Consider the following 12,288-nt stretch of genomic DNA (forward strand, 5'->3'; position numbering starts at 1 on the left):
ATAAATGCAGCATGACTAAATTAACAGAAACCCATATAGAAAACCTGGCCATTGAGCTGCTCTGCCAGCTCGGTTATGCGTATATCTATGCACCAGACGTAGCACCTGACAGCCCAAACCCCGAACGGGAAAGCTACGCACAGGTTTTGTTAATGAGCAGGCTGCAAGCGGCTGTTCAGACAATCAACCCCGGCATACCGGTTGATGCACAGGCCGAGGCCATCAGGGAAATCCAGCGGATAGCATCGCCGGATATGCTCACCAACAATGAAACGTTTCATCGTTTCCTCACAGAGGGCGTACCGGTTACCGTGCGTATAGGCGGTGAAGACCGGGGCGACAGAGTATGGCTGATTGATTTCAAAAACCCGGCAAATAACCAATTTGTGGTGGCCAGCCAATACACCATCGTTGAAAACAACCACAACAAACGCCCCGACCTGCTGTTGTTCGTCAACGGCATTCCGCTCGTATTGCTCGAACTCAAAAACGCCGCCGATGCCAACACCACGCTGCATTCGGCTTTCAGGCAGGTAGAAACCTATAAGGCCCTTATACCGGGCTTGTTTACCTACAACGGCTTTGTGGTTATATCAGACGGCCTCGAGGCCAAGGCTGGCACCGTTTCATCCGGGTTCAGCCGGTTTATGGCCTGGAAAACAGCCGACGGCAAAGCAGAGGCATCGCATTTGGTAAGCCAGTTAGAAACCCTCATACAGGGCATGCTGAACCCGGCCACCCTCATTGACCTGGTCAGGCACTTTATTGTTTTTGAAAAATCAAAAAAAACCGATACCGCAACGGGCATTACGTCTATTACAACCGTAAAAAAAATAGCGGCGTATCACCAGTACTATGCCGTAAACCGGGCGGTAGAATCTACCCTGCGGGCAAGCGGATACAGCCCTGCGCCCTACCAGACAGGCATGGCAGTAGTGGCAGAACCACCCGAAAGCTATGGCGTGGCGGGTGTAAGCCAACAGCCCGCGGGCGACAAAAAAGGCGGCGTGGTGTGGCACACCCAGGGCAGCGGGAAGTCGTTAACCATGGTGTTTTATACCGGCAAAATAGTATTAGCCCTCAGCAACCCCACCATATTGGTAATAACAGACCGCAACGACCTGGACGACCAGCTGTTTGATACCTTTGCGGCATCGAAACAACTACTAAGGCAGGAGCCAGTACAGGCCGACGACCGCAACCAACTGAAAGATTTGCTGCGGGTGGCGTCTGGCGGGGTAATTTTTACAACAATACAGAAGTTTCAGCCCCAGGAAGGCAACGTTTATGAGTTGCTGTCTGACAGAACCAACATTGTGGTAATAGCAGACGAAGCCCACCGGACACAGTATGGTTTCAGAGCCAAAACCATTGACGATAAAGATGCCGGCGGAAACGTAATTGGCAAAAAAATAGTATATGGCTTTGCCAAATACATGCGCGACGCCCTGCCCAACGCTACTTATCTGGGTTTTACAGGCACACCCATTGAAAGTACCGACGTTAATACTCCGGCTGTTTTTGGAAACTACGTAGATATTTATGACATAGCCCAGGCCGTTGAAGACGGAGCCACCGTGCGTATTTATTACGAAAGCCGCCTGGCCAAAGTAAGCCTGAGCGACGAAGGCCGGCAACTGGTAGAAGACCTGGATGATGAGCTGGAACAGGAAGATTTGAACAATGCCCAGAAAGCAAAAGCCAAATGGACACAACTGGAAGCCCTGATAGGCAGCCAAAACCGGATAAGCAATATTGCCAGAGACATGGTAACCCACTTTTGCCAGCGACAGGAAGTGTTTGAAGGGAAAGGGATGATAGTTACCATGAGCCGCCGGATTGCCGCCGAACTGTATGAGGCCATTATTGCCCTGAAACCAGCGTGGCATTCGGACGATTTGAATAAAGGCGTGATAAAAGTGGTAATGACCTCGGCCTCATCAGACGGCCCCCAGATAGCCAGGCACCATACCACCAAAGAGCAACGAAGGGTTTTAGCTGAAAGAATGAAAAACCCGGACGACGAATTGCAGCTGGTAATTGTGCGCGATATGTGGCTGACAGGCTTTGACGCCCCCAGTATGCACACCCTCTACATTGATAAACCCATGCAGGGGCATAACCTGATGCAGGCCATTGCAAGGGTAAACCGGGTCTACAAAGACAAACCCGGTGGATTGGTGGTTGATTACCTGGGCGTAGCCTCAGACCTGAAAAAAGCCCTGGCGTTTTATACGAATGCAGGCGGCAAAGGCGACCCGACCGAGCTAAAGGAAAAGGCGGTGCAACTGATGCTGGAGAAACTGGAAGTGGTGGCTGCCATGTTTCATGGTTTTGAATATAAGCATTATTTTGAGGCTGATACGTCGAAGAAATTATCGCTGATTCTGGCTGCCGAAAACTTTATTATGCAGCCCCCAGACCAAAAAATACGGTTTATTAACGAAGTAACGGCGTTGTCAAGAGCCTTAGCACTGGCTAATCCGACTAATGAGTCTATGGATGTCATAGACGAGATTTCGTTTTTTCAGGCCGTAAAGGCTTGCGTAGTGAAGTTTGTAAGCAGGGGTTCGGGGCGAACCGATGAAGAAATTGAAACCACCATCAGGCAGGTGATAGACAAAGCGCTGGTTTCAGAAAAAGTGGTTGACGTTTTTGATGCCGCAGGTATTAAAAAACCGGATATATCGATACTGTCGGAAGAGTTTTTGATGGAATTGAAAGGAATGCAGCATAAAAATGTGGCCTTTGAGTTGCTAAAGAAACTACTGAACGATGAGATAAAGGCTAGAGCCAATACAAATATGGTGCAAAGCAAACACCTGATGGAGATGCTTGAAAACTCTATCAGAAGGTATCATAATAAAATAATTACCTCTGCCGAAGTGCTGGAAGAGATAATTACCATAAGTAAGGAAATAGTTAAAATGGACAATGAGGCCAAAGCAATGGGCCTTACCAAATATGAATATGGATTTTACACAGCAGTTGCCAATAACGACAGCGCCAAAGAACTGATGCAAAAAGAAAAGCTGCGGGAACTGGCCATTGTGCTGACAGAGACCATCAGAAAAAACGCAACTATTGACTGGACAATCAAAGAAAGTGTAAGGTCTGGCTTGAGAGTAGCAGTAAAACGATTATTAAGAAAATACGGATACCCGCCAGATATGCAATTGCTGGCCACTGACACCGTACTGAAACAGGCAGAAAAGATGGCCAATGAAATAGCCGGCTAAGCTTTTTATGTAAGCCATACCCTGCCACCTACCGGTAATAATCAAGCAGCATTTTGCGGAAAAGCAATTCATATTTGGCCTGTATGAAGTTTGAATTGGCTTTTTCGAGATTCAGCCGGAAAGTATTGAGTTCTATGGCATGAATCAGGCCTTCCAGAAAGCGCTCCCGGGCCGAATCAAACGCTGTCTGCTGGGCAGCCAATTGTCTTTGGGCGCTGGTGAGTTTTTCCTGGGCTATTCTGGCAGTAAGGTAGGCTTGTTCTATCTCCTGCTTTAGCTGAAGTCTCGATTGCGACAACTGGGTTTCTGCCATCTGCCGGCCGATAATGGCATTGTTTATTCTGCCCTTCACCTGTCCGTTGCTGTAAATAGGTATGTTTATATTCAAACGGGCATATTGATTCAGATTGAAATTCAACTGATTAAAATAATTATACTCTCTTGCTGCCGCACTTGAATAGGCCGTTCCCATGCCCGCCCCTAACGATATACTCGGATACCTGGCCGCCTGCGCTATTTTTATACCTACAACCGAGCTGCGCAAGCGCCAGTCGGCATTTTTTATAACTGGCTGGTCATTGAAGGCAGCCGTTATCTCCTGCAAATATTGTTCATCAATTATGATGTTTTTTTCATGAAAGGGCATTGGCTCAATTTCAAACGAGCTGTAAGACGGGTAAGCCATCAACTGCGCCAGTGCCAGCCTGGCTAACTCAATATTGCTTTTCATGTTTAAAGCCTCATACTCAGCCGTTGCCAGTTGTGCGTCCAGGTCAGTCAGGTTAGTATGGGGCATATTGCCTTCTTTTACCAGTTCTTTTACTCTATCTATCTGTAGCTGCATACTTCGCACCTGCTCCTGATTAATTTTCCATAGTTCCTGGCTCATTAATACCTGCATATACGCAAGGGTTATCCGGTTGCGCAACTCTACTTTACCCCGCTGCATATCCCATTCGTCGGCCTGTAGATTATATGATTGCTGCAAAATCTGATTCTTCAGCGCGAAACCGTTAAAAAGTATAACATTAGTGCCAAAACTAACTGAATTAGAAGAAATGGTATGTTGTATGAAATCGTTTGTAAAGGGGTCAATGCTTCTTCCGGAGCTTAAGCCCTGAGAAAAAGACCCTGACAGATTAGGATATACCGCTTGCTTTGATTGCCGCAAGGCGTTTTCGGTCTGCTTTATTTTTAAAAGCCGCTGTCTGATATCAAAGCTTTGTTTGTAGGCATATTCTACACATTGCTCAAGGCTGAATCTGTTTTGTGCTGTGGTTTGCATTACCATACCAAACCACAAAAACACGAATGCCATTCTTCCAATAAACATAGATTTGGTTTTAGCGTTTCATGGTCTTTCGTAGGTCATAAAACAATTTCTCAATCAGTTTCAGGTTTTCGGTTATTATTTCCCCTGTGGCTGTCATACCATTTCTGAACGGCAGTTTCTTGTCGGCAGTGGTTACTAAGCCGCCAGGGAAATTAACCCTTACCACATACACGGTGTCTTTGGGCATATCAGATATATACGCCACTCTGCCGGTAACCGTCCCGAACTCCTGAAAAGGGTAGCTCTGAAACTTCACTATCACCTCCTGATTCGTTTTTACTTTGCCAAAATTGTATTGCCCCAGCATCATTTCTCCGTGGTATCCGGTGCCATCAGGCAGAATATAGAGCAACTCCTGCCCGGCTTTTAAAATCTGATTTTCTTGCAGACTTGTCAGAAAATTCACTTTGCCGCTAATGGGCGCTATGGCCACATAGCGCTGTTTCCAGGCCTCTATGTCGCTTTTCAAAGAGTTGATAGACTGCACCAGGTTATTTTTTTGCTCTTCAATGGTTTTGTCCAGTTCTATCAACTCCTGTTGCTTCTGATTCCTGCTCATTGCGTTGTTATCAAGCGAGCCTTTGGCCTGCTCAAAGGCCTGCTTTTTGCTGAGGTAACGGCTTTGGGCATTGCGTGCTTCCTGTTTAGACACAAAGCCTTTGTCGTTCAGCCTTTGTTGGCTTTGTGCCTCTTCTAATGCCATCTGAAGATCTTTTTCCTGAAGTTCAAGCTGGGCTCTGGTATTCTGCTGAATACGCTCCAGGGTATTGATGTCTCTGTTCACGGCACTTTTTTTCTTGAGATAAGAGCCGTCAGGCATAGAAGATTGTGAGCGCACCAGCGCTTCCTGAAAGGTCTGAAATGATTTCTGTAACTCCCCTAATGAAAAATACAGCGGAACCCTGACCCTGTGGATACCGGCAAAATTGTTTTCAAGCGATAATTGTATCAGTTGATTAACAGTTGCTTCTAATGAAAACACTTCATCTACATTGGCCGTACTCTCCAGATACGCCAGGTGCTCGCCTTGCTTCACCGTTTCTCCTTCTTTTACCAGCAGCCGGGTCAATCGGCCATCAGTTCTCACATTGACAGACTTAGGGGTATTGTCTGACACAACCATCATGGGTGCACCCACCAGGTCCGGGTACTCCACAAACCAGGCCACACCCAGCAAAATCATTAAAACAAAAAAGAACACACTAACACCCCAGCGCACCAGCCAGGCAGGCGGCTGATTCAACACCTCATCAACCTGGCTATTACGTAGCTCCGGCAGGTTGGAATGGTTGCCGCCTCTGCCACCACCCCCGCCATTATTCAAAACCGGAGGCACAGGTGGGCCGTCAGACCCACTATTCAGCAAATCTGGTGTGCTAACGTCTTTACCACCAACCAACTCTGTAAGGCTGCTCTCTGATAATTCTCCTGCTGTATCTTTGTTGTTTCCCATCAGTTTCCTAGTTCTAATTGGTTTTTCACGAGTTCAAAGTATTTGCCATGCTTTTGGGTAAGCTCGGCATGGGTGCCGGTTTCAACAATCTCGCCTTTTTCCAGCACCACAATCTGGTCGGCATTTTTTACCGTACTGAGGCGGTGCGCCACCACCACAACTGTTCTGCCCTTGAAGAACTCGTTCAGATTTTGCATAATTACGCTCTCATTGTTGGCATCAAGGGCATTGGTGGCTTCGTCAAGAAATATAAAATCGGGGTTTTTATAAACCGCGCGTGCAATTAATAACCGTTGTTTCTGCCCCTGGCTGATTCCGCTACCCTCTGCGCCTATGTTGGTGTTATAACTCAATGGCAGCTCTTCAATAAATGACTGTATATTGGCCACTTTTACGGCATGCAGCAATTGAGGTATGTCGGGGGTTTCGTCACTTACGGCAATATTATTGGCAATGGTATCAGAGAAAATGAAGCCATCCTGCAAAACAGTTCCGCACACACTGCGCCATACACGCGGACTGATATTATTAAGCGCAGTATCGCCCAGTTTAATCTCTCCCTTGCCGGGGTTATAAAATTTAAGCAGTAATTTAAGCAAAGTAGTTTTACCGCTGCCACTGGTACCAACAATTGCTGTTACTTTGCCATTGGGGATACTCAGGCTGATATCCTTCAAAACAGGTTCATTACCTGCGCCTGTATACGTAAAACTCAGGTTCTTAATTTGTATATCTTTGTTTTGTGGCAGATACTTTACAAAAGTTTTTTCTTCCGGTTCTTCATTGTCAATTTCATGTATTTCGTTGAGCCGCTCAATGCTGATCTGTGCGTCCTGCCAGTGCTGAATAAACTGTATCAACTGTTCAATCGGGCTATTGAGCTGCCCCATTATGTATTGCATGGCCATCATGCCTCCGAGCGTCATTTGCCCGTTTACTACGGCCGTGGCCGCAAGAAAAGTAATCAGGATATTCTTGCCTTCATTAATAAAGAGCGTACCCGCTTGCTGGTATTGCCCTATTGCCAGGCTTTTGATACTCCATTTAAATTGTTTAACCTGCAGATTCTCCCATTCCCAACGTTTCAGGTATTCGGCATTATTCATTTTTATTTCCTGCACCCCGGTAATGAGCTGTATCAGGCTGCTCTGATTCTGGCTGGCCAGTGCAAAGCGCTTGTTATCCATTTTCCGGCGATACCGAAGAAAAACGGTTATCCAGAGGGTATATAAAATGCTGGAAACAATGAAAATACTAAAAATGGTGAGGTTATAAAAAGCAGCTATAAAGCTGAAAATTACCAGATTGAACATTGAAAACAACACATTGAGCGAAGACCCTGTCAGGAATGACTCTATCCGGTGATGGTCGCCGATGCGCTGCAGGATATCACCAGTTTTTTTTGAGTCAAAAAATGCAATCGGGAGTTTCAATAACTTGCTCAGGAAGTCAGACAGGATGGATAAATTAATGCGCGTACTGATATGCAACAGTATCCAGCTTCTGATGAAATCAACCGATACCTTGCCCAAAAACAGCATGGCCTGTGCAATCAGAATAAGGTAAATGAAATGCAAATTGCGTGTTTGAATACCCGTGTCAACAATAGATTGGGTTAGAAAAGGGAAGATAACCTGTAAAATTGAGCCAATCATTAAACCCAGACCCAACTGCACCAGTAAGCTTTTATATCGCCAGACATACTGCCAGAGCATGCCAATGGCAAGCCCTCTGGTTTTTTCGCCTTCATCTTCATAAAACCGGGGTGTGGTTTCCAGAAGCAATGCTATACCTTCTTCTTCATTGTTCTTCTTTGAGGCCAGCCAGCCCTGACAAAACTCATCTTTTGAGTACGTTAGTAAACCTCTTCCGGGGTCGGCAACATGTATCAATAAATCTTTACCCAAACGGCTTTTGGTAATTTTATAAACAACCACAAAGTGATTCTGCTGCCAGTGAATAATACATGGCATAGGTGCTTCTGTAGTCAACTTCTCAAAGCTTACCTTAACAGCCAGTGTTTTAAAGCCAATGTCTTCTGCGGCTTGTGCAATACCCAACAAAGAAACCCCCTCTTTGCCGATTTCTGCTTTCGTGCGCAGTGTCTGAATAGATAAATTTTTCTTGTAATGCTTCGCCACCATGCGCAGGCAGGTGGGTCCGCAGTCCATCGCATCCAGTTGTTTATAGTAGGGGAATTTATAATTTAGCACATTTTTAGTCAATTAGTTTTTCATTCAAAAGTTTTTCCAAGGTTTTCTACTAGATTTAGTCCAATTTAATAAGCCTTTTTCTTGAAAAGTTAATATCCAACCCAGTATTCGTGTTTTTCATAAATTCTTATCTAAAAACCTAATCATTTCTTCGGGTTTTAAATCTTTCTTAATTATCGTTCCTGAGCTATCCACTAAGAAATTAGCCGGATAAGCTACTATGTTTATAGCTGTAGTAATCTTTCTGTTTTCATCAAGATATTCCGGCCAAGGGAATTTGTATTTTCTTAATGCTATATCTAATCTATCAAGATTACCAGTCCAATCTCCGGGAACAGAAATAATCCGAAAACCCTTAGCTGAGTATTCTGGATAAATTTTTTTGTATTCACGTAACTGTTCAACGCAGGTTCCACAGGCAGAATGCCAAAAGTCGATAAGGGTGTACTTCCCTTGTTCCGTATTTATCTTTTCAAACTTTCCGGAGGTCAGATTTTTATATTCGAAATTTGTAGGAAATTTTTTACCTATTCCTACGATATTGGCTTCATTTAGTTTTGCTGCCAATGTTTTCCCAATAAAGCTTCTGGCAATATCAGAATCGGACATATATCTTTCCAAAAAATACTCATACCCTGGCTGAATACCTCTTTGGTAAAAATTAACGTATAAATGCCAAAAAGAATAATTGCGGTCCTTCATAGAGCAAATATTACTTTCTATCACTCTTGCTCTTTCAATGTGATTTTCTTTGATGAGCTTGCATACGTTTGTCAGGCTGTCTGGAATCAGCTCGGGAGTCGGGTAAGCAGCCGTGATACTATCAGAAAATGTCTGCAACCAGGTAATATCTTTCAATAAACGTTTGTAATTTGAATAAGCGTAAGAGTCATAATAACTTTTCATTATCTCATTATTGACTAACGGAATAGGAGATTTTAAATCAATTTCGGCCATCTGTGTACCTTCTCTAGCTACAAAAAAATCAGATGAATAACGGCATGTATCTTTGCTGCAAAATTTAAAAATAAAGGGATAGGTCGGATAACCTAACTCGCCTTTAATAGTAAAGCTTCCATTGGTTATATTTGCAGCATAGCTTCTTATATCCAAAGTTGCATCAATTGAGTCTGAAGGAATAGCCGGAATGAGTAAAATTTGCCCATCAGAAACATTGATTTTTCCTTCAACTACAAAATTATGTTGCCCGAAACAACTCATTGACTCAAACAAGATGGTTGAGTAAAAACATACGTATAATATTCTTTTTATACAAAAAGATAGAAAAATAGAATTCATATATTTTTTAATTTGACAAAGTACATAAGTACCATTTATTGGGTATCTTATGCACTTTGTAATGAAATTCACTATCATAAATTCTTATCTAAAAACCTAATTATTTCTTCGGGTTTTAAATCTTTCTTAATTATCATTCCTGAGCTATCCACTAAGAAATTAGCCGGATAAGCATCTATGTTTATAGCTGTAGTAATCTTTCTGTTTTCATCAAGATATTCCGGCCAAGGGAATTTGTATTTTCTTAATGCTATATCTAATCTATCAAGATTACCAGTCCAATCTCCGGGAACCGAAATAATCCGAAAACCCTTAGCTGAGTATTCAGGATAAATTTTTTTGTATTCACGTAACTGTTCAACGCAAATTCCACAGGCAGAATGCCAAAAGTCGATAAGCGTGTACTTCCCTTGTTCCGTATTTATCTTTTCAAACTTTCCGGAGGTCAGATTTTTATATTCGAAATTTGTAGGAAATTTTTTACCTATTCCTACGATATTGGCTTCATTTAGTTTTGCTGCCAATGTTTTCCCAATAAAGCTTCTGGCAATATCAGAATCGGACATATCGTTTTTCAAAAAATACTCATACCCTGGCTGAATACCTCTTTGGTAAAAATTAACGTATAAATGCCAAAAAGAATAATTGCGGTCCTTCATAGAGTAAATATTACTTTCTATCACTCTTGCTCTTTCAATATGATTTTCTTTGATGAGCTTGATTACGTTTGTCAGGCTGTCTGGAATCAGCTCGGGAGTCGGGTAGGCAGCCGTGATACTATCAGAAAATGTCTGCAACCAGGTAATATCTTTCAATAAACGTTTGTAATCAGTAAAAGAGTAACGGTCATAATAATTTTTCATTATGCCATTATTGACTAACGGAATAGGAGATTTTAAATCAATTTCGGCCATCTGTGTACCTTCTCTAACTACAAAAAAATCAGATGAATAACGGCATGTATCTTTGCTGCAAAATTTAAAAATAAAGGGATAGGTCGGATAACCTAACTCGCCTTTAATAGTAAAGCTTCCATTGGTTATATTTGCAGCATAGCTTCTTATATCCAAAGTTACATCAATTGAGTCTGAAGGAATAGCCGGAATGAGTAAAATTTGCCCATCAGAGGTATTGATTTTTCCTTCAACTACAAAATTATGCTGCCCGAAACAACTCATTGACTCAAACAAGATGGTTGAGTAAAAACATACGTACCATATTCTTTTTATACAAAAAGCTAGAAAAATAGAATTCATATATTTTTTAATTTGACGCACAGACTAAATTAAAATATAGCCTAACACACATCTATATTTGGTAAGACATTATTTACGAACATTAAGGCGAACTAGGGACTTCCATTTTTATTTAGTAAAATTACGAGAGAGGAAACATTTTAGCTTTAAAAAGTAAAATCACTTAATCGTGCATTTAAAACTTTGGTTTTCTACTAGATTTAGTCCAATTTAATAAGCCTTTTTCTTGAAAAGTTAATATCCAACCCAGTATTCGTGTTTTTCATAAATTCTTATCTAAAAACCTAATTATTTCTTCGGGTTTTAAATCTTTCTTAATTATCGTTCCTGAGCTATCCACTAAGAAATTAGCCGGATAAGCATCTATGTTTATAGCTGTAGTAATCTTTCTGTTTTCATCCAGATATTCCGGCCAAGGGAATTTGTATTTTCTTAATGCTATATCTAATCTATCAAGATTACCAGTCCAATCTCCGGGAACCGAAATAATCCGAAAACCCTTAGCTGAGTATTCAGGATAAATTTTCTTGTACTCACGTAACTGTTCAACGCAGATTCCACAGGCAGAATGCCAAAAGTCGATAAGGGTGTACTTCCCTTGTTCCGTATTTATCTTTTCAAACTTTCCGGAGGTCAGATTTTTATATTCGAAATTTGTAGGAAATTTTTTACCTATCCCTACGATATTGGCTTCATTTAGTTTTGCTGTCAATATTTTCCCAATAAAGCTTCTGGCTATATCAGAATCGGACATATCGTTTTTTAAAAAATACTCATACCCTGGCTGAATACCTCTTTGGTAAAAATTAACGTATAAATGCCAAAATGAATAATTGCGGTCCTTCATAGAGTAAATATTACTTTCTATCACTCTTGCTCTTTCAATGTGATTTTCTTTGATGAGCTTGCATACGTTTGTCAGGCTGTCTGGAATCAGCTCGGGAGTCGGGTAAGCAGCCGTGATACTATCAGAAAATGTCTGCAACCAGGTAATATCTTTCAATAAACGTTGGTACTTTGTATAAGCGTAATCCTCATAATAACTTTTCATTATCTCATTATTGACTAACGGAATAGGAGATTTTAAATCAATTTCGGCCATCTGTGTACCTTCTCTAACTACAAAAAAATCAGATGAATAACGGCTTGTATCTTTGCTGCAAAATTTAAAAATAAAGGGATAGGTCGGATAACCTAACTCGCCTTTAATAGTAAAGCTTCCATTGATTATATTTGCAGCATAGCTTCTTATATCCAAAGTTACATCAATTGAGTCTGAAGGAATAGCCGGAATCAGTAAAATTTGCCCATCAGAAACATTGATTTTTCCTTCAACTACAAAAGTATGTTGCCCGAAACAACTCATTGACTCAAACAAGATGGTTGAGTAAAAACATACGTATAATATTCTTTTTATACAAAAAGCTAGAAAAATAGAATTCATATATTTTTTAATTTGACAAAGTACATAAGCCCCTTTTATTGGGTATCTTAT

At 41.8% G+C, this 12,288-nt stretch carries 7 protein-coding genes; 1 reads left to right on the top strand and 6 read right to left on the bottom strand.

What is annotated here, in order from left to right:
* The first annotated feature begins 11 nt into the window (after nucleotides 1–11).
* Nucleotides 12–3,239, top strand: a complete 3,228-nt coding sequence (locus C0V77_RS01855) for a type I restriction endonuclease subunit R (RefSeq protein ID WP_101724602.1) — start codon at nucleotides 12–14, stop codon at nucleotides 3,237–3,239.
* Between the two features lie 28 nt (nucleotides 3,240–3,267).
* Here C0V77_RS01855 and C0V77_RS01860 read toward each other — a convergent pair whose 3' ends face one another.
* The 6 genes from C0V77_RS01860 to C0V77_RS01885 all read right to left on the bottom strand — a co-directional run bounded on the left by C0V77_RS01860 (nucleotide 3,268) and on the right by C0V77_RS01885 (nucleotide 12,237).
* Nucleotides 3,268–4,572, bottom strand: a complete 1,305-nt coding sequence (locus tag C0V77_RS01860; protein ID WP_229236178.1) for a TolC family protein — start codon at nucleotides 4,570–4,572, stop codon at nucleotides 3,268–3,270.
* Between the two features lie 10 nt (nucleotides 4,573–4,582).
* Entirely contained in the window at nucleotides 4,583–6,025 is a 1,443-nt protein-coding gene (locus C0V77_RS01865) for an HlyD family secretion protein (RefSeq protein ID WP_101724604.1), read from the bottom strand.
* On the bottom strand, nucleotides 6,025–8,238 hold the full coding sequence (locus C0V77_RS01870) for a peptidase domain-containing ABC transporter (protein WP_255408921.1): 2,214 nt from the start codon (nucleotides 8,236–8,238) through the stop codon (nucleotides 6,025–6,027). Before C0V77_RS01870 ends, C0V77_RS01865 begins: the two co-directional genes overlap by 1 nt.
* A 117-nt stretch (nucleotides 8,239–8,355) precedes the next feature.
* A complete protein-coding gene (locus C0V77_RS01875; protein ID WP_158237864.1) occupies nucleotides 8,356–9,537 on the bottom strand; it encodes a TlpA disulfide reductase family protein in 1,182 nt (393 codons plus the stop codon).
* A 74-nt stretch (nucleotides 9,538–9,611) separates the two neighbouring features.
* On the bottom strand, nucleotides 9,612–10,793 hold the full coding sequence (locus tag C0V77_RS01880; protein ID WP_101724607.1) for a TlpA disulfide reductase family protein: 1,182 nt from the start codon (nucleotides 10,791–10,793) through the stop codon (nucleotides 9,612–9,614).
* Between the two features lie 262 nt (nucleotides 10,794–11,055).
* Entirely contained in the window at nucleotides 11,056–12,237 is a 1,182-nt protein-coding gene (locus C0V77_RS01885) for a TlpA disulfide reductase family protein (RefSeq protein ID WP_101724608.1), read from the bottom strand.
* Nucleotides 12,238–12,288: the final 51 nt, after the last annotated feature.

Source organism: Emticicia sp. TH156 (assembly GCF_002855535.1).
GTDB classification, from domain to species: Bacteria; Bacteroidota; Bacteroidia; order Cytophagales; family Spirosomataceae; genus Emticicia; species Emticicia fluvialis.

Coding starts and splice junctions, on each gene's coding strand:
- C0V77_RS01855 (WP_101724602.1), top strand. CDS start 12: ATGACTAAATTAACAGAAACCCATATAGAAAACCTGGCCATTGAGCTG.
- C0V77_RS01860 (WP_229236178.1), bottom strand. CDS start 4,572: ATGTTTATTGGAAGAATGGCATTCGTGTTTTTGTGGTTTGGTATGGTA.
- C0V77_RS01865 (WP_101724604.1), bottom strand. CDS start 6,025: ATGGGAAACAACAAAGATACAGCAGGAGAATTATCAGAGAGCAGCCTT.
- C0V77_RS01875 (WP_158237864.1), bottom strand. CDS start 9,537: ATGAATTCTATTTTTCTATCTTTTTGTATAAAAAGAATATTATACGTA.
- C0V77_RS01880 (WP_101724607.1), bottom strand. CDS start 10,793: ATGAATTCTATTTTTCTAGCTTTTTGTATAAAAAGAATATGGTACGTA.
- C0V77_RS01885 (WP_101724608.1), bottom strand. CDS start 12,237: ATGAATTCTATTTTTCTAGCTTTTTGTATAAAAAGAATATTATACGTA.